This window comes from Parundibacterium terreum (assembly GCF_014636315.1).
GTDB classification, from domain to species: Bacteria; Pseudomonadota; Gammaproteobacteria; order Burkholderiales; family Burkholderiaceae_D; genus Undibacterium; species Undibacterium terreum.
The window spans coordinates 940,205-960,495 of sequence record NZ_BMED01000001.1; the positions used below are offsets into that span (position 1 = coordinate 940,205).

25 protein-coding genes and 1 riboswitch are annotated in these 20,291 nt (G+C 52.9%); of the genes, 17 read left to right on the forward strand and 8 right to left on the reverse strand.

The features are described from left to right. Positions 1-52 precede the first annotated feature (52 nt). From IEW12_RS04380 to IEW12_RS04390, 4 genes are all read left to right on the forward strand, one after another. Positions 53-796, forward strand: coding sequence for an SDR family NAD(P)-dependent oxidoreductase (locus tag IEW12_RS04380; protein ID WP_188564736.1), 744 nt, complete (start codon positions 53-55; stop codon positions 794-796). A 17-nt stretch (positions 797-813) separates the two neighbouring features. Next, the gene (locus IEW12_RS28985) at positions 814-948 is read left to right on the forward strand and encodes a hypothetical protein (RefSeq protein WP_268237225.1); all 135 of its coding nucleotides are present in this window, start codon (positions 814-816) and stop codon (positions 946-948) included. 11 nt (positions 949-959) lie between these two features. Then, positions 960-1,250: a hypothetical protein gene (locus IEW12_RS04385; protein WP_229750911.1), complete on the forward strand. Its 291-nt coding sequence runs from the start codon at positions 960-962 to the stop codon at positions 1,248-1,250. Positions 1,251-1,784: 534 nt separating this feature from the next. Beyond that, entirely contained in the window at positions 1,785-2,141 is a 357-nt protein-coding gene (locus IEW12_RS04390; RefSeq protein ID WP_188564738.1) for a hypothetical protein, read from the forward strand. Positions 2,142-2,579: 438 nt separating this feature from the next. Here the strand turns inward: IEW12_RS04390 and IEW12_RS04395 are convergent, their stop codons facing one another. Next, complete coding sequence (locus IEW12_RS04395) at positions 2,580-3,740, reverse strand: IS30 family transposase (protein WP_188564739.1); 1,161 nt, start codon at positions 3,738-3,740, stop codon at positions 2,580-2,582. A 146-nt stretch (positions 3,741-3,886) separates the two neighbouring features. Here IEW12_RS04395 and IEW12_RS29095 point away from each other — a divergent pair, with 146 nt between their 5' ends. The 9 genes from IEW12_RS29095 to IEW12_RS04435 all read left to right on the forward strand — a co-directional run bounded on the left by IEW12_RS29095 (position 3,887) and on the right by IEW12_RS04435 (position 10,762). Continuing rightward, on the forward strand, positions 3,887-4,345 hold the full coding sequence (locus IEW12_RS29095) for a DUF4279 domain-containing protein (protein WP_371874514.1): 459 nt from the start codon (positions 3,887-3,889) through the stop codon (positions 4,343-4,345). Positions 4,346-4,898: 553 nt separating this feature from the next. Beyond that, positions 4,899-6,332: an IS1182 family transposase gene (locus IEW12_RS04405; protein WP_188564741.1), complete on the forward strand. Its 1,434-nt coding sequence runs from the start codon at positions 4,899-4,901 to the stop codon at positions 6,330-6,332. 1,038 nt (positions 6,333-7,370) lie between these two features. Continuing rightward, positions 7,371-7,655 carry a hypothetical protein gene (locus IEW12_RS04410; protein WP_188564742.1) on the forward strand — a complete coding sequence of 95 codons (285 nt, stop codon included), beginning with the start codon at positions 7,371-7,373 and terminating at the stop codon, positions 7,653-7,655. Between the two features lie 106 nt (positions 7,656-7,761). Next, on the forward strand, positions 7,762-8,187 hold the full coding sequence (locus tag IEW12_RS04415; protein ID WP_188564743.1) for a hypothetical protein: 426 nt from the start codon (positions 7,762-7,764) through the stop codon (positions 8,185-8,187). Positions 8,188-8,433: 246 nt separating this feature from the next. Further along, entirely contained in the window at positions 8,434-8,859 is a 426-nt protein-coding gene (locus IEW12_RS04420) for a hypothetical protein (RefSeq protein ID WP_188564744.1), read from the forward strand. A 60-nt stretch (positions 8,860-8,919) separates the two neighbouring features. Continuing rightward, positions 8,920-9,312, forward strand: coding sequence for a hypothetical protein (locus IEW12_RS04425; protein ID WP_188564745.1), 393 nt, complete (start codon positions 8,920-8,922; stop codon positions 9,310-9,312). Between the two features lie 85 nt (positions 9,313-9,397). Further along, positions 9,398-9,550, forward strand: a complete 153-nt coding sequence (locus IEW12_RS29175; protein WP_443098503.1) for a DUF7677 family protein — start codon at positions 9,398-9,400, stop codon at positions 9,548-9,550. Positions 9,551-9,562: 12 nt separating this feature from the next. Then, positions 9,563-10,165: a DUF4291 domain-containing protein gene (locus tag IEW12_RS04430; protein ID WP_188564746.1), complete on the forward strand. Its 603-nt coding sequence runs from the start codon at positions 9,563-9,565 to the stop codon at positions 10,163-10,165. A gap of 81 nt (positions 10,166-10,246) precedes the next feature. After that, positions 10,247-10,762, forward strand: a complete 516-nt coding sequence (locus IEW12_RS04435; RefSeq protein WP_188564747.1) for a hypothetical protein — start codon at positions 10,247-10,249, stop codon at positions 10,760-10,762. 352 nt (positions 10,763-11,114) lie between these two features. On the opposite strand, the gene IEW12_RS04440 is transcribed toward IEW12_RS04435, so the two are convergent. After that, the gene (locus tag IEW12_RS04440) at positions 11,115-11,804 is read right to left on the reverse strand and encodes a hypothetical protein (RefSeq protein ID WP_188564748.1); all 690 of its coding nucleotides are present in this window, start codon (positions 11,802-11,804) and stop codon (positions 11,115-11,117) included. A gap of 321 nt (positions 11,805-12,125) precedes the next feature. After that, entirely contained in the window at positions 12,126-12,467 is a 342-nt protein-coding gene (locus IEW12_RS04445; protein ID WP_188564749.1) for a zinc ribbon domain-containing protein YjdM, read from the reverse strand. Positions 12,468-12,785: 318 nt separating this feature from the next. Continuing rightward, a riboswitch (cyclic di-GMP riboswitch) is annotated at positions 12,786-12,872 on the forward strand. A gap of 91 nt (positions 12,873-12,963) precedes the next feature. Here IEW12_RS04445 and IEW12_RS04450 point away from each other — a divergent pair. Next, positions 12,964-15,393, forward strand: a complete 2,430-nt coding sequence (locus IEW12_RS04450) for a S53 family peptidase (protein ID WP_188564750.1) — start codon at positions 12,964-12,966, stop codon at positions 15,391-15,393. A gap of 212 nt (positions 15,394-15,605) precedes the next feature. Here the strand turns inward: IEW12_RS04450 and dksA are convergent, their stop codons facing one another. The 3 genes from dksA to IEW12_RS04465 form a co-directional block, all read right to left on the reverse strand. Next, entirely contained in the window at positions 15,606-16,100 is a 495-nt protein-coding gene (gene dksA, locus IEW12_RS04455; protein ID WP_188564751.1) for an RNA polymerase-binding protein DksA, read from the reverse strand. A 246-nt stretch (positions 16,101-16,346) separates the two neighbouring features. Further along, the gene (locus IEW12_RS04460) at positions 16,347-16,499 is read right to left on the reverse strand and encodes a DUF3096 domain-containing protein (RefSeq protein WP_188564752.1); all 153 of its coding nucleotides are present in this window, start codon (positions 16,497-16,499) and stop codon (positions 16,347-16,349) included. A 103-nt stretch (positions 16,500-16,602) separates the two neighbouring features. Further along, positions 16,603-16,797 (reverse strand): hypothetical protein, encoded by a 195-nt coding sequence (locus tag IEW12_RS04465; RefSeq protein ID WP_188564753.1) that lies wholly within the window; start codon positions 16,795-16,797, stop codon positions 16,603-16,605. A gap of 237 nt (positions 16,798-17,034) precedes the next feature. On the opposite strand from IEW12_RS04465, the gene IEW12_RS04470 reads away from it, so the two are divergent. Both IEW12_RS04470 and IEW12_RS04475 read left to right on the forward strand, forming a co-directional pair. Next, positions 17,035-17,601, forward strand: a complete 567-nt coding sequence (locus tag IEW12_RS04470) for a DUF6624 domain-containing protein (protein WP_188564754.1) — start codon at positions 17,035-17,037, stop codon at positions 17,599-17,601. A 116-nt stretch (positions 17,602-17,717) separates the two neighbouring features. Then, positions 17,718-18,263 carry a DUF6624 domain-containing protein gene (locus tag IEW12_RS04475; protein ID WP_188564755.1) on the forward strand — a complete coding sequence of 182 codons (546 nt, stop codon included), beginning with the start codon at positions 17,718-17,720 and terminating at the stop codon, positions 18,261-18,263. Between the two features lie 71 nt (positions 18,264-18,334). On the opposite strand, the gene IEW12_RS04480 is transcribed toward IEW12_RS04475, so the two are convergent. Next, positions 18,335-18,925, reverse strand: a complete 591-nt coding sequence (locus IEW12_RS04480; protein WP_188564756.1) for a thioredoxin family protein — start codon at positions 18,923-18,925, stop codon at positions 18,335-18,337. Position 18,926: 1 nt separating this feature from the next. Then, entirely contained in the window at positions 18,927-19,631 is a 705-nt protein-coding gene (locus tag IEW12_RS04485; RefSeq protein ID WP_188564757.1) for a cytochrome c biogenesis CcdA family protein, read from the reverse strand. 187 nt (positions 19,632-19,818) lie between these two features. Between IEW12_RS04485 and IEW12_RS04490 the strand changes: the two genes are divergently transcribed. Further along, positions 19,819-20,190: a GFA family protein gene (locus IEW12_RS04490; RefSeq protein ID WP_188564758.1), complete on the forward strand. Its 372-nt coding sequence runs from the start codon at positions 19,819-19,821 to the stop codon at positions 20,188-20,190. Positions 20,191-20,291: the final 101 nt, after the last annotated feature.

Sequence of the window (20,291 nt, forward strand, 5' to 3'; positions counted from 1 at the left end):
GTCGAGGCTACGTATCGTAGAGGCTCTCATTGATCACCTAAAGGAGCTACAAATGAACATCGTCATCATCACCGGCGGCAGCCGCGGAATCGGAGCCAGTACCGCCCTCGAATGCGCGCGCCGCGGCCTGGGAGTTATCCTCACCTACAACAACCAGCCGGCCAAGGCGGACGACATAGTTCGTCAAATTACCGAAGCCGGCGGCAAGGCCGCCGCCCTGAAGCTAGACGTGGGCGACTCGCACAGCTTCGCCAAGTTCCGCAGCGCCGTGGAAAGCACTTTATCCAGCATATGGGGCACCACGCAATTGGCAGGCCTGGTGAACAATGCCGGCTACGGCTTGTTCAATCCTATAGAGACCGTCACCGAAGCAGAGTTCGAGAGCCTGATGAACGTGCATCTGAAAGGCCCCTTCTTTCTGACACAGGCTCTGCTGCCGCTGATGAAGCCAGGTAGCAGCATCGTCAACCTCACCAGCGCAACGACGCGCGTTGCCACTGCAGGCGTGGCGCCCTATGCCTCATTCAAGGGCGGACTGGAAGTGCTCACCCGGTATATGGCCAAGGAATTCGGTGAACGGCGCATACGGGTCAACTCGGTTTCTCCCGGCGCGATCCGCACCGAACTGGGCGGCGGCCTGAACGACGAGTTCGAAGCCTTACTTGCATCCCAAACCGCGCTGGGGCGCGTGGGCGAGCCGGAGGACGTCGCCCTCGTCATCGCCACATTGCTCACCGACGCCGGAGGCTGGATCAATGCCCAATCCATCGAAGTCGCCGGCGGCTACATCATCTGATTCGCTAAGGACAAACCATGCTGAATCAGCTATTTCTTTCGGTCGGCACCATCGACCGTTCCATCGCCGCCTACTGCGCCGCTACCCTCCTGGACATCCGCGGCTGCAGTCTGAAACGCACCTACAACAACTGGCGACAAGGAGAAAATTGATGGCCGAAGCAATGGAAATTACCACGTTCCACCTGGCGAAGGGCGTGACGATGAAAGACTTCGTCGCCGCCAACGTCGACGTGGATGCATGGCTCAAGCAACAATCCGGCTTCATCTTGCGGCGCATCAGCCAGCGCGCAGATGGCCTCGTCACCGACATGCTGCTGTGGAAATCAGCCAGAGACGGCGAACGCGCGGCGAACGGTATTGTCACTGAACTGGCAAATTCCCCGGTGCATGGAGCTATCGACCAATCCACCGTTGATTGGTCGGTTGCTGTGTGCAGACACCGCTTGAACTAGCTTGCAGGGGCCCATCAATGCCGACCGAACACTGTGGATTCGCGTTGCGCGGCGCTTGGCGTCACAAGGTGCCGACCGCCCCGCCCGACTGTTTGCACCAGCAGCAGCATTAGGCCGTACTAGCAATAAGCGCGTCTGAGTTTATTCATCAGCAGGGGCGGCAAAGCTTTGCAACGCAACCAGAGCCAATACCGCGGCGTAAAGTTGCTGCGTGCAATAATGGCAGATCATTGATGCTCAAACGAAGAATCGCTAATTGCACACATGTTTTTTAGACGATATTCAAGCGATATCCAAGCATCTCAGAATTTAACCAAAAAACAACAAAGTGTTACTGGTCTTCGGACGTAATTTCTGAAAAGCATCAAAACAATTGCCCAAAATAGAACTGATTGTTATCTTGGCAGCAAAGAAAAAAAGCATCTGCCGGCCAATAGCTGCCGGTGTGGGTAGTACTCATTAATTATGGGGAGTCGAATGCGCTTAGCGTGTTTTAAACGAAATGTAATGGTCCGATGCTCCACCATTTTTTTGATGGCAAGCTTATTTCTAAACTGCAGTGCGTTCGCCCAAGATGACAGTTCTCGAAAACCGCAGTTGAATTGCAGCGTGGGGCCGCTCACCAAAACGTATGGAGCTACTGAATGGTTGGTCTATGCCTGTTCTGACGCGAAGTCGATTGTCGTTGTAACCGCTGCCGGGAATCCAGGACTGCCGTTTTATTTTATGCTCTACTCACAAGGTGGAGTGCGTAAACTTTTTGGTGAAGGTACTGGACAAAAAAGCGTAACAGACGCCGCATACAAGGAACTAGCAGGGTTGACCGAACCAGAAATCGCATCGCTTATTTCTTTGGCCAAACTCGCCCCTAAGGCGAACTCCCCTCGTTAAGCGTAAAAAATTGGAAACCAATTATAGGCGCGGCAGCAATCGGCCGAGGCTGTGTAAAAACGCTTTTCTTCGCTTGAGTCAGCTCATTACGTTCAGAGACTGGACAATGCGTTCAGGCGAAACGAAGTAAAAAGGGCCTACAGGCCCATCAGAGCCGCATTCAGTGATCTGATAACCTCATGGGCAGATTCGTGCCTTCAAATCAATCACTTGAACACTTTGGTTAAGCGCGAAATTGATGCAAATTCTCTTGCTCGCGCTGCAGAACTATCAGAACGGGCTAGAAAACATGCGTGGAAAATGCTCAATGAAATGTTTGAGGCTGGAGCCGTGAAACCAGCGGATTATTGCGAACCTGATTTATATTAAATACTTTTCTCTTTCAGGTTTTTTACAATTGAGTTTAACCTTCACGGCCGACGCATAACGGCTGCGGATTCAACCGGCCGACGCAACAGCTTGTTGAAATCGTTGGGCAGGTGTTTCATAGTTTAGCGTCTTTCTAGGGCGTTCGTTCAATCGCCTCGCCACGGCATTGAGTTTCGCCTGCGAGTAAGTCGACAGATCAAGACCCTTCGGGAAATACTGTCTTAATAATCCATTGGTATTTTCATTCGACCCTCGTTGCCAGGGATTCTGAGGATCACAGAAATAGACCTGGATGTCGGTTGCCAACGTAAATCGCTTGTGACCGTGCATTTCTGTACCTCGATCCCAGGTCAACGATTTGTAGAGTTCCTGCGGCAATTTATGAGCGTTCTTGATCAGCGCATTGATGACTGTTTCGGTATCTTTGCCGGGAGCCCGTGCCAGCATCACGTAACGCGTCTGACGCTCGACGAGGGTGACGATCTGGCTGTTATGGCTGCCGAACAGCAGGTCGCCTTCCCAGTGCCCGGGTATCGCTCGATCTTCGACCGTGGCCGGGCGCTCGCTGATCGACACCGCGTCGATGATTCTGCCGTGATCGCTCGTCTTCTGCGTGTGATGGCGTGAGCGGCGCATCGCTCGCGTGCGGCGTAAATGTGCCAGCAGTTCCTTCTTCAAAGCGCCTCGAGCCTGGATAAATAGGCTGCGATAGATGGTCTCGTGTGACACCTGGTAGTCCTCATCGTCCGGGTAGGTCTGCTTGAGCCATCCGGCAATCTGCTCCGGTGACCACTGCAATCGGAGTTTGCTGGCCACGATGTGTGCCAGCACCCGGTTCTCTATTAGTTTACTGGACTTGGGACGTCGTGCGCGATCCCAGGCGTCTTGGTCGGCCTCGCTTGCCCGACAGCCTTCCCGACCGCCATTGCGCTTGATCTCCCGGCTGATAGAGGACGGTGCTCGCCCGAGAAACATGGCGATCGAACGGATCGACTGTCCTACGGCCACTGCGCGCGATATTTCTTCGCGTTCAGCCAAAGTCAACGCCAACCGGGAACGGCATCGCTGTGCCGGTTGTATGCCGCCTGTTGCAGCCAGAATATGCTGTATGGAGGAATGGTTTCGATCAAACAGTTGAGCGATCCGCTGAAGAGATTCACCTTGCCGCCAGCGCTCCCACATCAACGCCTTCTGGCTTTCCGAGTAATAAATTCGAGGTCTTTGTTTCATTGCAACACTCCTCCTGCTTAAGCAGTTTATAGTGTGTTGCATTCACCGGTTGAATCCGCAGCCAGTAGCGGACAGTCGCACACCTATATCGAACTAGCTGAGATTTATTCCAAACAATGCATATGCGCACATCAATAAAGCGAAAAATGGCCCGAATATCTAAGCGCCACACAAAAATTTGCTCGCAAAAATTTCAAAGAGTGACATCGCCATTCTTTGAGTTTGACGCGTCAATTCGAATCGGTGGAGCAGGAAAATATCACGATGAGATATCAGCGAGCACAGGGCTAACCCCAACACGAGCCTACCTGGCTGGAGATAAAGTTTCAACACATTCAGAGCGAGTGCGGAAAGAAGACATGTGGATTTTTTCTTCTCCGTTGGACAGGAGCCGTCCATTGGATGACCATGTCGGCTGGTTGCTAGATACTGTGACACCGCATATCGAATATCTCGACGGAGTCATAAACAATGCTACGTGGGCTGACCTTTGTCTAGGCTGTTTTTCTGATATACCGTACCCTATGATTGCAACCGGCAACCGTGCAACCGAGCTGATAAAAAAGCTTAATTTACAAATTTCTTTCAATTTCACTTGCACGTAGGCGATAGACTCCTGCCGGCCATAAGCAGTCGTTCGCATAGATTTTTCATTGTTTCGTAATTTGAGGTATTAACAGTATGACGGCCCTCCGCCACATCAATGTTGAGATTAAATTTTTTACATCGACAGACGGAGGGCGGTCGTTGCCGGTAAGTCTAAGCGGGGGCAAATATCGTCCGCATTTCAGGGTAAATGGTGGCGAATATCTTGGAGTTATTTTTGTTGATGGTCCGCTTGAGCCTGTGGCGCCGGGATGGTCCGGAGCCGCTATTGTTGCTCTTGTCTATGAACCAGGCGTCGACTATTCGATGTTGAAACCGGGAGTCGCCTTCGACGTATTGGAAGGTGCTAGAGTCGTGGCTTTAGGAAGCGTGCGGAATCACGGGCGGGACGAAGGTCTGTAGCATAAGCATTTGAGACCGATAGCGGCCCAGACCGTGTAAAAACGCAGTACTAGAGCAATATCTTAATTTCACCATTTTTCAGCCCTCCATGTAAACGGAAATCTTGCAGAACCGTTAAATCGCTATCTCATCCAACGACGAGGCAGCCAGATGACACGATATATCCAGGGAGAACACCGTACCCAAAGCACGCTGCTTCCAGAACTGCTGGATGACTACGTCACGGAACAGAATCCGGTGCGCGTCATTGATGTATTCGTTGATGAGCTTGACCTGGGCAAGCTCGGCTTTAGCGGCGCCGCCCCTGCAGCCACCGGCAGACCCGCCTATCACCCTGCCGTGCTGCTGAAGATCTATATCTACGGCTATCTCAACCGCATCCAATCCAGCCGACGGCTGGAGCGTGAAGCGCAACGCAATGTGGAAGTAATGTGGCTGACCGGCCGCCTGGCGCCCGACTTCAAGACTATCGCCAACTTCCGCAAAGACAATGGCACGGCGATTCGCCATGTCTCCCGTGAATTCGTATTGCTGTGCAAGAAGCTGGACCTGTTCCGCGATGCGCTGGTAGCCATCGACGGCAGCAAGTTCAAGGCCGTCAACAACCGCGACCACAACTTCACCGGCGCTAAGATGAAGCGCCGGATCGCCGAGATAGAAGCCAGCATCAGCCAGTATCTGACCGAGCTCGACACAGCAGATCGCCAGGAGCCGGAGATAGCGCAATTGCGCAAAGCTCGCCTGCAAGACAAGATTGCCACCCTCAAGAAAGAAATGCAGTCACTGCAGGACATCGCCGTGCAACTCCAGGATGCGCCAGACAAACAAATCTCCCTGACCGACCCCGATGCCCGCTCCATGAAGACGCGCGGCACCGGCATCGTTGGCTACAACGTGCAGACCGCCGTGGATGCCAGGCATCACCTCATCGTGGCGCATGAAGTCACCAATATAGGCTCGGACCGGGAACAGCTCTCTTCCATGGCAGAGCAGGCCCGCACGGCCATGGGAACCGAGAAGCTCATTGTCATTGCCGACCGGGGCTATTTTAAAAGCGAGGAAATCCTTGCCTGCGATCAGGCCGGCATCACGACCATTGTCGCCAAATCGGATACTTCCGCTGCCACGGCGCATGGACGGTTCAGCAAGGATGACTTTATCTACGATGCGCAAAACGACGAATATCGCTGCCCGGCGGGGCAGCGGCTGATTTGGCGCTTCACCACGACTGAGCGTGAATTGCAATTGCACCGTTACTGGAGTTCGCATTGCAAAAGCTGCCTGCTCAAGGAACAATGTACGCCAGGTCCAGAAAGGCGTATTACCCGATGGGAGAATGAGGATGTGCTGGAGGCCATGCAAAGCCGGCTAGACCATTTCCCGGAAGCGATGCGCATCCGCCGCCAGACTGTAGAGCACCCGTTTGGTACGATCAAGCTGTGGATGGGTTCGGCACACTTCTTGATGAAGACCTTAAAACGCGTCAAAACCGAGATGAGCCTGCACGTGTTGGCGTACAATTTGAAACGCGTGATGCGCATCATCGGGATTGGCCCGCTGATGCAGGCGATGAGGGCCGGATAGGTTTTTTTGCTGAGAAAACGACGTTGATATGGCGCGCATTGCGGCCGATTTGAGACCGCCATTCCAAAAACGTGGGAGGCGGACAATCGAAAAAACGACGGAATACACGCGCTTCTGAGGGCCTTACAGCGCATCGTCGAATTCGTTATTGCTCATAGCGGCTCAGCTTTACGTTTTTACACGGTCTGGGCCAGAAGCAGTCGTTCGCATGACTTCGCAATTTAATGCTACACTGACAACTTATTTTGGCCTGTGGCATTGCTTCTCTCCCTAAAATCGAACCGCGAAACTACTCATTAATGTTGCCCGATAAAACGCCACTTCGTTATTCAGAATGGTTGGGATATGTCTTTGACCGGCCAGTCACTCCGAGCGGCTGGTATTCCGATTCTGAAGATACGGACTTCAAAGCCGAAGAAATCGAGGTGGTTGCTCTCGTCACGCACACCTTAGAAAACTGTGGAGCAGACCTCGCCGAATACTCAGACGCGCAGGTCAATCACGGCCTAAACTATATTTTTGACAGCGCTTGCTCGGATGTAGTCTTTGCGCTGATGAGTGACAGTGTTCCCATCAGCTCGAGACTTCGAGCCATTTCAGCAATCAAGTTTCTATATCAGGATTGCTTCGGTCCGAGATGCGCGCCAGTGCTTGGGCACAATAGTGAGCCAGGTGGCAACTCACTAAACTACATTTGCTATATGCTTTGGGACGTCTCCCCGCTATCGTATTGGGAACGGACCGCAAGTCCCGACAGGGAAATTTTCTATAATGCGGTCGTCGATGTACTTGAAGATGCGCTCAATTCCACAAATCCAGCTTGTATAGAGAGTGCGCTCCATGGCCTTGGGCACATTCTAAGCAACCATAACGACCGCGTTACTGGAGTTATTACAGCGTACCAAAAGCGAAATACGTTCGAGTCTTTGCAACTAAGGTCATACGCGCAGCATGCGAGCGTTGGCAGAATTCAATAACTCGAGGTGTGCGGGGCGCTATCGGCCAAATCCAGTCGTTCAGGATACCAGGCTACTTATTGTGGATTTGCTGGAATCTGCAACACATACCACGGAGAAAATTGAGGTTATGGGACTTGGCTTGTTACCGCTGGAGAAAGTTCCAATTTTCGTCTGGAGCTTGCTACTAATTTTATTCGGTGGCTTCCTGTTCGTTAATGAAGACCGGCTTACTTGGGGTCAAGGTCGGGCGCTGCTGTTGCTCGTAGTGGGTATTTTGGCGCTTGTATATGACCTGCGCAAAAGGCTAGCAGTAAAACCTGTGGAAGATGGCGCGAAGGATGACGCCAAGTCCACGGACGATTGAGCGGGCCGATACCGGCCATGAACAGTCATTTGCAATAGTAGGTTAGATATTTCCTCTAGAAGCACCAAATGCGACCGAATACAAGGGCACGTAAAAAAGGACAATAATGCAGGGTTGTATTAAAGAAATTGCTGTCGACGGCTATGAACGGCTTCTGACATTGCAAAGTAAAAATGAAACGTTGCGGTGCACCTACATTGACCCACACGAATATCTAGAACCTGGGGAGACGTCTAAGCTTCTTACAGTCGACGAGACCATTTATTTTTCTTTGGCGCTGAATTTCGTAACGGCTTATGAACTAGCCGAACCTGGAATTCAACGTAGGATTACTCAAGACCTTCACGATTCTCCGCACGCAATAGTCATTGGTGAGATTGTAGAGAAATTGAACTACGACTCTTACTTATTGTCCATTAACGACGACCTTCGAATTGCAGTGGAATTTGAGGAAAATGTTGAACTGAAGGTTGCCGATTATATTTGTGTAGCCGGCGAGTTGACAGTCGAACGGGAGCCTAATTTTCGATAGCGTTAATGTATTTTCATAGTAACCCTTTGACTCGCACGAGGTATGGGAATCCTCTCAAACTACAATAGCGCTACTTTGATTCAATTTATTGGAGTGAAAATTTCTTCGTAAGTTGTTTATCGAATGACCGCTTTAGAGAAAATTGTACTTCCGCTTTTGGGGCGGCAGCCGGCCAACTCCGGTCATTGGACTGGTTGCGTTACAGACCGCCCATTTCATGTTATGTTGCCTAGGGGTTATTGAACGGTGGAAGATAAAATAATTGTCGGAAAAATCTCCGAAGCACTAATCAATCTTGAGGAGAAAGGCGAGCTTGTTCTCACAACCAGTTCCCTGGATACGGTAGCAAGGTTCGTCTTTCACTCAGCGCTAGAATCATGGTTCGACGAAATCAGAAAAAGTGAAGAGCCAATCGAATGCACAATTCCATATCTTTTGGAGCAAACAGTCTTGGAAGTTGCAGCTAGGTTTGCAGTACAAAATGGGCGCGCTACGGAGATTGTAAATTCTTACTATAACGAATGGTTTAACAGCCGTACCATGAAAGAAATAGCGGAAATTTATTGGCATGAAACGCCTCGCGAAATGGCCGGTAGAGCTTATTACCGCATTGTGCTTGGTAAACCAGATAATCGGGACCTCGAATATTTAGAATGGCGCAAAAGCCATTAACGCTGATAAGCATCGGCTCAAACCGGCCAATTGCAGCCGCCCATGTTATATTGATAATTCTTGATATATAACGCTTTAGGCCATATGCAAATTCGACCGTTCCCCTGGAAGTCACTTTTACTGGCTCCTTTCGCTAGCGTTCCTGCCTTGACGATTGCTGGCTTGGGAAGTTCCGATGCGGGCGCGGCATCAGACTTTGGTTGGGGAATTTTCTTTGGGCTTCTGCTGGCGGTTCCAGCTTCCTTTGTGGGCATGCTGCTTATCGGTGTCCCGATTTTCTTGATTTTGCGACCTTACAGGTACGCGCTCATGCTGGCTACTTGTGCAGCTGGCTTTGCTATACCGTTTCTCATGTTTTTCGGAGATGCTCCTTTAAGAACAACTTTTGGGGCAGTTGCTTCAGGCGTCGCTGTGGCTGCAGCTGCATATTTTTTACGTCCACGTAATGCCTGACCACTTAACCAACCAGACGGCTCATGCGTTGTGCGTGGCAGCCGCCGAGTATCGCAAACGTTAAAATGTTGGCAGAAGCCGGCCAATCGCAGAACATAGGGCTGCGCAATGTATTCGGCGTTGGTGCGACCCTGCTTATGAGGTTAATCCACCTTTTGAGGATTGGGAGGCCGAGCTATTTGCCCCACCGTCAATTCACGATATCAAGCCCTGGCCGACTGGGGTAACTCCAAAATGATACGCCGCGACCATGGAAAATCGACATTCAAGTGAATCGGAAGTCCCCCTACGGCAAATTCGAGCCACGTATAACGAGGACACAATTCGCGTATACCAAGCCTACTCAGATGCGATAGCAGACGCCGCACTTTCGACGGGAACATTTTCCTCGCCGCCATTTAAAATGGAGCGTATGACATGGATAAAGCCATCGTTTCTATGGATGATGTATCGCTCTGGATGGGGGTTCAAAGACGAAGGGCAAAGACGGATTTTGGCGATTGATATCACCAGAGCAGGATTTGAATGGGCTCTACAACACGGCTGCTTGAGCCATGCAGATGAGGCTCTTAGCAAGGAAGAATGGACGGCAAAAAAAATGTCATTTCCGGTTCGTATTCAATGGGACCCGGAACGCAACCTGCTTCTAGAGCCACAAGCACATAGAACGATTCAAATTGGCTTGAGCAAAGAAGCGGTTACTATGTATGTGCAGCAATGGATTACGCGTATAAGCGACGTAACGGCGTTAGCGCATTCCATTCACTCGCTGGTGGACTCTAGGAGATTTGAAGAGGCAAATCAGAAGTTGCCACAAGAGCGTCCGTACGTTGTTAGCGGCGGAGTCGAATAGCGGCGTAAGGAACGACCCGGCCAGCAGCGGCCGTGTAGCTGTTTTAATGTATTTTTCTTCGCGCGAAGTACCCTTAATATCATGAGCCACTGCTACATAGAGTTTGTACCAAAAGATGAAAAGTCCCTGCGCCGAACGTCGGAATTGTTTGCAATGCTTAAGGTTGCCAAAGACGCCGATGAAGCCCTAGATGATTCCCGTTTTGTAGATTATTTTACTGAGACTGAAAGAGCGTACTTCTGGAGTCCGTCGACAGAGGAACAAAGAGAATGGAATAACGAATGGTTTTCCACGCCTATCGAAATTCGACACTCCCCAAAAATGCTTACGCCCCAGTGGCACCTTGAATCCATGCTAGATGCTTTCTCGAACGGCGACTATCAGCTCATCGCCATTCAAGACAAAAATGGCAAATACCAATTGGCATTTAATCCGCACGGCTACCCATACGGAGGCACCGGTTGCATGGTGGCTTTTCTTGAATGTTTTGGGCATTCAATTGTCGGGATTGAGGATGGCACCGGCTATGAAAAATATACTCCACAAACCAAGTTCTGGAAGTCAAAGCAAAAGAATAGGTGGCAATTTTGGCGCTAAGCCTAACCCCAGAACACTCATCCAAATACATTTCGCTAGCGGCTGAATAAATGCGCTTGTTTTCCCAAAAAAAGCCCGCTTTCAGGGAGAACAGAATGTCCGCAGCGGAGCGATTCTGAAGCTCGCAAAATTGATTTAATGGAACTGTGAATGTCCGCTTTGGAGAAGCGTGAACTTCCGCTTTGGGGCGACAAGAGACATACAAGCACGTCTGCCATCGACAAAATCCAACCAAGAACAACTCTTTTATAGAAATTTTTTGTCAAAACTGCCTCGCGAATGCTCGCAACTCGACGTTGCAAGCCTTAACTGAGAAACGTTTCTGGCGATCTCTGAATATATTTTGGGCCTGCTAAGCACTCACCTTCGCCGGCCACGCAAGAAATTGCTGCCACAAAGGCACATCGGCGATGAAGCCCATGCAGATGTGCATCACTACAAACACTGCCAGCGTGGCAGGAAATGGCAGGCGCACCTGCTTTAGGCGATAGTCGTTCAAGATCAGCAGCACCAAGATGATTTCCGAGGTCAGCGTGGCGATATGGATCATCATGCTGAAGCTCATCGGGTACGGCCAGGCGAAGGAAATCAGGCGGGGTATCGCCGGCGGCAACAACACTAGCGCCGTGGCGGACATGTAGCGCGCATGCAATTGCACGCTTTTCTTGTGGCGTATCGCCATAAAAAACAGCCAGGAAAACAGCAGCAGCGAAACCACATCATAGAAGGTCAGCTTGGCGCGCATCGTCGGCGGAAAATGATCCGGCTGCGCCAGCATCACAAACCCCACCACAAAACCGCTGACCACCAGTAGCGGCGCCAGCACATAGGCTAGCTTGCCGGTCTGGCGATGGATCGCGAGTTTCTTTGTCCGCACCAGCCAGGCCTGCAGTATCAGCAGGCAGACCCAGGCAGTCGCCGCGACCCCATGCACAAGGTGCGGAGAATGATTGGTCAGCGGATGAGAAAAGAAGGATCTCCAGAAGCCGGCAATACAGATTACCAGCACGGATGAAAAATACAGGTAGGCACGGGGATACATGAGATTTCCCTTTATGAGCGAACGGCTGGATATGCTGGATGATCGGGCAGAGTGCGGGTAGTGCCTCCCCATGTCTTAAGCATGGGTTGGGCCTGGCGCAAAAACACAGTATCAGATACTTGTTTTTTTGGCAAATAGTTGTTGTTTTTGGTAGCTAGGGGCGTTACCTCATGACTGCAGACCGGTAGCGCCCCCTCTGCTGAAGCAAGACCAGCGCACCTTGAGTGCCTTCCTGGAAAAGCTGACCGGCATGCCCGCCACTACCAGGGCCTGGAACACCATAGTGCGGCTGGTGGATAAGTACAAAACGGGAGTGCCGTCCTACACCTTCTTCACAAACTCCGATTTCAGGCTCATCGCACCAAAGCCGTCTATCTTGCAATCGATATCGTGGTCGCTATCCACCAGGCGAATGTTCTTGACCTTGGTGCCCATCTTGACGGTGCCACCCGAGCCTTTCAGCTTCAGGTCTTTGATGACGGTGACGGTATCACCGTCCTGCAGCACATTGCCGGCAGCATCGCGATAGACCTTGGCGCTTTCCGTTGCCGTTTCAGTGGCTTGCGCGCTCCATTCGTGCGCACATTCCGGGCATACCAACTGGCTGCCATCTTCATAGGTAAATTCGGAATTGCATTTTGGGCATGGAGGCAAAGCGCTCATGGTGTTGTCCTGAAAAGTGGAAGGCCGTTGCCTTGAAAGTGCAGCAGTATACTGCGGTGGCCCCATTAATACCAATTTGCAAATTTTGAAGAAGCGATTCCGGGCTTTCACCTATCTGCGTTTATGCTACATCTGGCCAGCGACAGCAATAGCCATGCAACGGTTTCCTTATCTAATTTTTACCATAGTTGCCGGACTGTTTACGTTTTCGATATCGGACGGCTAACTTCGTGATAGAGCCTGCAACGGCGGGACACTTTATTTAACTTTTGCCGTTTTTTTGCAGGAAATTTGCTGATACACTTGGTTCAGGAATTTAAGACCTGAGGGCAAACCCGTTGAAAGACGGGGACGCAAAGCCACCGGCCTACAGCGCGCAAGCGCCATGGCAGCGGGGTTGCCGATAGAAGATCGACGTGCAAGCTGCTATGCAGACACCAGCACCATGATCTATATTGCCAAGCGTGGCCCTCGCCAAAACCGGAGTGCCACAGACATGAAAAAAGCCCCTGCCCCATTCACTACTCCCCGCCATGCCGGCTTATTGCTATCGGTATGCGCGACTGCAATCCTGAGCGCTTGCGGCGGAGGTACAGACACTGCCGATACAGCGCTTAGCCGCGAGCAGGTCCAGGCACAGGCAGCCGTGGCAACCGGCATCTCCACCTTCCAGTTAACTGAAGGAACCCTGCCGGAAGCGGCGGCACAGCAACTCGCCGTGCCTGCATTCCATCTTGCGCCGGTGCTGCTGGATACGCCAGATAATGGCGACGCGGACGGCCGCCAGGCTTCTTCGCGCAGGGCCGCGCGCATGCAAAGCATTCCATCCAACTTGCGCAGCATCTCCAGCCGCCGCCTCAGCGTGCGGCAACTGAAAGCCGCTGAAGGCGTGGAAGACAATGGCACTGAAAACACCAGCAGTACCGGCAATGCTGCCGGTAATAGCGGCGGTGGCGGAAACGAGGCGGCACCGATGGCGTCCGGCGTAGTTTCCACCTATACGCCGGCACAGATACGCGCGGCCTACGGCCTGCCTACCTTGCCTGCGCTCGGCGCGGCAATGACGGCAGCACAAGCGGCACAACTGGGCGCGGGCCAGACGATCTATATCATCGATGCAAAACATAATCCTAATACCGTTGCCGAGCTGGCCGCCTTTAACCAGAAGTTCGGCCTGCCGGGCTGCACGCTGAAAGCTATCTCCCCCACCGCCAGCCTGCCGCTGGCCGCAGCCTCTTCCAGCGCCTGTGAACTGTCCATCGTCTATAACACCACCAGCGGCACCATGACCAGCACGCAGCCGGCTTATGACTCCGGCTGGGCGACCGAGATCACGCTGGATGTGCAATGGGCCCATGCCACAGCGCCGCTGGCACGTATCGTCGTCATAGAAGCCAACGATGCATCGCTGAACAGCCTTGCCGGCGGCGTGAAGCTGGCCAATGCTATGGGCCCAGGCGTGGTATCGATGAGCTTCGGCTCGCAGGAAGGCAGCTACACCGCCTCCGTTGATTCCGCCTTTACCGCTCCCAATATGACTTACCTGGCCGCTACCGGCGATTCCGGCGCAGCGGTATCCTGGCCTGCAGTTTCCACCAACGTGGTCGCCGTGGGCGGCACCAGCCTGACTTATTCCGGATCCGGTACGCGCAGCGAAACCGGCTGGGTCAATACCGGCGGCGGCATCAGCGCTTACACCGCAGCACCTGCCTATCAAAACAGTACCGTGCCCGGCATGGGCTCCGTCAGCAAGAGGAACGTCGCCGACGTTTCCTTTAACGCCGATCCGAATACCGGCCAATACCTGGCTGTCATCTCTTCCGGCAGCAGCACGGTCAGCTGGCTTAGCGCCGGCGGCACCAGCCTCTCTACACCGCAATGGGCCGGCCTGATCGCCATTGCCAATGCCAACCGCGCACTGAATGCCAAAGCCGCGCTGGGCGCACCGCATGCCGTCTTGTACAGCCAGATCGCCAGCGTGCCCGGCACCTATGCCAGCGTGTTTGCCGATGTCACCAAGGGTTCTGACGGCACTTGCTCCGCCTGCACCGCCAAATCCGGCTACGACATCCTCACCGGCCTGGGCACACCCAATGTGAGCAGCTTGCTCAATAGCTTGTCCGGCGCAACGGTCACCGCCGCAGCGCCAGTGGTCGTGCCTGCCAGCATCAGCGGCCAGGCCGGCACTGCCCTCTCCTTCACCGTTTCCGTCACTGCGCCAAATTCCGTGACTTACTCCCTGAGCGGCGCACCTTCCGGCATGGCGATCAGCAGCGCCGGCGCAGTCACCTGGGCAGCACCGGTGGCAGGCACCTATGCAGTGACAGTCACCGCCAAGGATAGCAAAACAGGTTTGACCGGCCAAGGCGTGTACACCGTCACGATTGCCGCGCTGAGCGCACCCGTGGTCAATGGCGGCAGCGTCAGCGGCAAAGCCGGCACTGCATTGTCGTTTGCTGTATCGGTGACTAATGCCAACCCTGTCACCTACACGCTCGGCAGCGCACCTGCAGGTATGACTATCAGCAGTAGCGGTATCGTGAGCTGGGCGTCACCTGTAGCCGGCACCTATGCAGTCACCGTGGTTGCCAAGGATAGCAAGACCGCCAAAACCGGCCAGGGCACCTACACCGTTACGATTGCCGGCGCCACTACCAGCGGTATTACCATCACTGCACCTGCCATGACAGGCGTGGCGGGCAAGGCGCTGAAAGGCACGATCGCTGTCGCCGATCCTGGTGCAAGCTCGGTTTCGATATCTGTCTCCGGCATCCCCATGGGTATGACATTCACGCCAAGCGGCCTGACGATGACAGCCAACTGGGCTAGCCCTGTAACCGGCACCTATAGCCTGAAAGTATCGGTAACCGATTCCGCAGGCCGCAGCGCGCAGGCGACCGTGCCGGTAACGATCACGGCCAAGTAAGTTAAAGGGAATATCGCCGGAAGCTTGTTCAGGTTCGGCAAAGAAAAAGGCTGCACAGAGTTGATCTGCGCAGCCTTTTTACATCTGTAAAACAAATACAAGTTCTTGGAGGCTGTTGCGAGATTGTCCTGGCTAGGCGTCGCCAACGAAGACAGTGCTTTAGCACGGCAAGGCGGCGCAACAACGCCAGGGCAATTTCGAAGCAGACTCTTTTAGTGACCGGTCAGCTTCTGCTTCAGCTCATGCCTCTGCTGCGCTTCTATAGATAGCGTCGCAGTCGGCCTTGCCAGCAGGCGGCGTATGCCTATGGCTTCGCCGGTTTCTTCGCACCAGCCGTAGTCGCCTTCGTCTATGCTGGCTATACGCTGCTGCACTTTTCTCAGCAGCTTGCGTTCGCGGTCGCGGGTGCGCAATTCCAGCGAGTGTTCTTCTTCCATCGACGCGCGGTCAGCCGGGTCGGCAATCATTTCGGTCTCGCGCAGATGTTCGGTGGTTTCGCTGGCATTACGGATCAGCTCCTGCTCCATCTGCTGCAACCGCGATTTGAAAAACGCCAGTTGCGCGTCATTCATGTATTCCGAATCGTCCATCGCAAGGACGTCTTCCTCGCTTAATGGCAGCGCAAAGGCAGGCAAAACTGCCGCAGCAGCCTTTTTTGCCCTCTTCTTTGCCGCTCCGGCTTTGTCCAATGTTTGTGTAGCGTTCATGACACGATCTCCCTTATCTATGCCGATCCTGCCTTCATGTCTGATATGCAGGCGAAATTCAGTGCAACCGACTATAACAGGCGTCCCTGGGAAACACTACAAGCGGACAACGACTGCTACTGTCAGCCGTTTCCTACATCTGGCTGAAAGAAGCTGAGGATTTTTCGCGCAGGATAGATCTACTCAGTATAGGTCAGGCAAGAAAAAGCAGCGGATAAGGCTAAAACCCCGTTTCACGAGCCAGGACTAATGTAAAAACCGCCCCAGCCCAAACAAGCCGATCACACCCACCGCGATCAGGTAGAAGGCGATGATGTAGTGCAGCAGCTTGGGCATGACCAGTATGAGGACGCCGGCAATCAAGGCAACCAGCGGCATGATGGAAAGATGGATGTTCATGAAACCTGACGATGAAAATTAATGAGCGGCAATTATTACACAACAGACATCGCGGTGAGCATGGCGGGCATTAATTTTTGCCCCTATTCTACGTAGAAAGCAGCTACTTCAGTTTTTTCTCTTTCAACTGGAAATGCTGGCATTGCTGGCCGGATGCATCGATCACATCCAATATCGGCTGGCGCGCGCTCTTGAAGTTGAAGGCGCGGCAGCCGTAGCGGAAGTTGGCGTCATAGGTAATGAAGTAGTGGCGGCAACTGGTGCAGGTGGGCGGCTTATCGCTGGATGGTTTGTTCATAAAAAAGAGATACCGCAAAAAATGAATTCTTGAAACGCATTATGCGCCAAGCTCGTCAGGCAGCGCCACGAAGCTGCGACCCAGCTTAGAAAAGCGATATGGCACATTTCAAATAAATCATGCCATAATGACATTGTATTTATAGCAATTTCAACCAATTGGCCAGATGCCTTATTGATCGAATTAGCGAACATGGAGCCCCCTCTCATGCAACAGACCGGTAGCACACTCGCATTCATGAAAAAAACGCTCGCCCTGCTGGCGGCATTGGCATGCTTCGTCCCGATACCTGTTTTTGCCGTTGAACCCTATGCAGCAATCAGTGCAGAGCTGATAGAGATGTTCGATAAAGAGCAGAAAATCAGATTTCTCAGCACTGACGATCCTGAGGTCAGAAAGGAAATGGACGCCATTGATGCGCACAACACTAAAAGGCTGAACGCAATCATCAAGGAAATAGGATGGCCTACCGTGGACAAGGTTGGCAAGCATGCCAGCCGTGGCGCTTTTTATATTTCCCAGCACGCCTACTATGATCGTCCGTTGATGGAGTTTGCCTTCAAGAATATCGAAGCAGAATACAAAGCCGGCATCTTCCCAGGAAATCTGTACGCGATGATGTACGACCGTCTGAAAACGATGGACGGGAAGCCGCAAAAATACGGTACTCAAATACAAACCGACCATACAGGCTGCTTCGTGGTAGAACTGGAAAATCCGGAGAAAGTAGACATCTACCGCAGGGAAGTCGGGATCAAAATGGATCTGGCGACTTATAAGGAAAAAGTATGTGCGATGCCCTGATATCGGCGTAGTGACTCCACCACATCCGTCTTTTCTAAAATAGGAAAATAAGTATGCCGCACACATTTTTTTACAAGCTCAACTCCATAAAAAATAAGTTGGCGAACCTTCTCCTCATGGCATTGCTCTTGATAAGCTACGGACCTCTCCATGCCGCAGACTCTTTTGCCACGATACGGGACGAACTGATCGCAATGGGAAAACAAGATCAGGCTGTCAGGATCAATTTCAATATGGATGACCCAAAGATGAGAGAAGCAATGGGTGAGACTGATCGCTATAACCGCAAGCGACTCAATGAAATCATCGAGGAAATCGGCTGGCCTACGACTGCGAAGGTTGGCATGGATGCCAGCCTCGGCGCTTTCTTCATCGCCCAGCATGCGATGGACGACAGGCCGTTGATGGATCTGGCGTTCACGAATATCGAAGCCGAATTCAAGGCAGGCAAGTTTCCCGGCAAGCTGTATGCGATGATGTACGACCGTCTGAAAATGTTCGACGGACTACCGCAAAAATATGGCACGCAGGCCCAGTTCATTGGAAGTTCCTGCGATATCTACAAACTGGAAGATCCCGCGAAAGTAGAGATCTACCGTACTGAAGTTGGCCTGACAGAAAATCTTCCCACATATAAAGCCAAGATGTGCGGCAACCGCTAGTTGCTGCCAAACCGGTAACCATCAACGGCCTTATCAGCCAAGCCTGGTTACCGGTTTTTGACATCCATTTTTTAGCCCGGTTGCGCCAGCAACGTACGGATGACGTTTTCTGTTTCCGCATAGTCTCCTTCGCCGAAGTGCTGATACACAATGCGGCCTTTCTTGTCGATCAGATAGAAGGCGGGCCAGTATTGGTTGTGGTAAGCACCCCAGGTTGCATAGCGGTTATCCTGCGCCACCGGATACGTGATGTCGAAACGCTTGGTGGCATCTACGACATTCGACTTGGAACGCTCGAACGGATATTCAGGCGTATGCACGCCGATCACCGCCAGCCCCTGGTCCTTGTACTTGGCATTCCATTGCTTCACGTACGGCAAGGTGTTCACGCAATTGATACAGGTATAGGTCCAGAAGTCCACCAGCACCACCTTACCGCGCAACTCGGATTGCTTCAGCGGTGCGCTGTTGATCCAGTTTTCTATGCCGGCGAATTCAGGTGCAGGACCGAAGTCCTTCAGGGCCGGGGTGGATGCCGTGTAGTTTGCACCGGTTGCGGCAGCAGCAGGTACGGTCTGGGCTGCGTTGGCGACATAGGCAGCGGCGGTAAATGCAGTAGCGGCAAAACCGGCGATCAGTAATTTCTTTTTCAGGGAGTTCATCTTACAGTCCTTTCAGGGAGTGGGAGCTTAAAAGCCAGGAGGAAAACAACACGTCATATTGGAAATAAATGGCCACTGCGGTCAGCACTACTAGCACGCCGAACAACTGCTGGATGCGGTGGCCGTTAATCGACAGGTAGCGCAGGCGGCCTGTGACCAGCTGGCCGCCGTAGGCAACCGCCAGCATGGGAACCGCAGCGCCGACCGCATATAGCACCAGCAGGGAAGCCGCCCAGCCTACATCCTGAGCCTGTGCTACCAGGGCCAGGATAGAAGCCAGCACTGGGCCGGCGCACGGAGTCCAGACTGCGCCCAGCGAGATGCCCAGGAAGAAGCCGCCGGCATTGCTTGGCGCTGCCTCAGAACCTGGCTTGCTGAAGCGTTCGAAAGGATTGCCTATCTTGGCAATCAGCAAATCGTAAGGACGCGGCCATATGCGCATCAGGCCGGACAGCAGCAAGGCGACGATGGCAACGGTACGCAGCGCCTCGTGGGTAAAGGTGGCAAAGTTGGACGCAAAGGCCAGCAGCATGCCCAGCGCGCAAAAAGCGGCAACAAAGCCTGCCAGTACAAAAACAGGGCGGGCGCCAGCCGGGCGCCCTGCCGAGGTGCCGAGCAAAATCGGCAACATCGGCAGCACGCAAGGTGACATAATGGTGAGTATGCCGGCCGCAAGGGCCAGGGGTGCTTCGATCAGGTTATGCATGATGTACTCCTTCAGTTGACGTTGTGAGTTGACATGGCTGCATTTAACCGGACTTACGTATCCGGCATGTGTCGCAGAATGGCCTTCAGTGCAATGTCTTGTATCCAGCCCGGCGCCAGATACACTGGGACACAAATCCCCTACCAACTTCCGCTATAAAGTAGCCTTTCCCACCAGAAAGCTCATTATGTCGATAGAACTTTTACAAGGATCCTGTCACTGCGGCGCAGTCCAATTTGAAGTCCGCACCCCATTGCTGCCTGCGTCACGCTGCAATTGCAGCCTTTGCAGGCGCAAGGGCGCCTTGATGTCGCCGCCCTTCCCTGCGCAGGAACTGCGCATCACCAAGGGTGAAGATGCGCTGACGCTGTACCAGTTCAATACCCGTGTCGCCAGGCATTATTTCTGCAAGCACTGCGGCATCTACCCTTTCCACCAGACACGTTTGAATCCACAGAACTGGCGCGTCAACATCGGCTGCCTGCATGGCGTGGACCCATATGCGCTGGAAGCCGGCCTGGGAGATGGCGCGAGCTTGTCGGTGGTGGAAGACGCGTGAGCCAAGTCATTGGCGGTTTTACAACGTAGAGGGCCGCATTGGATTTGAAACTGGCCTTCGGGTAAACTTGGCGGCAAACAATATTTCCCTGCCTGAGGTTT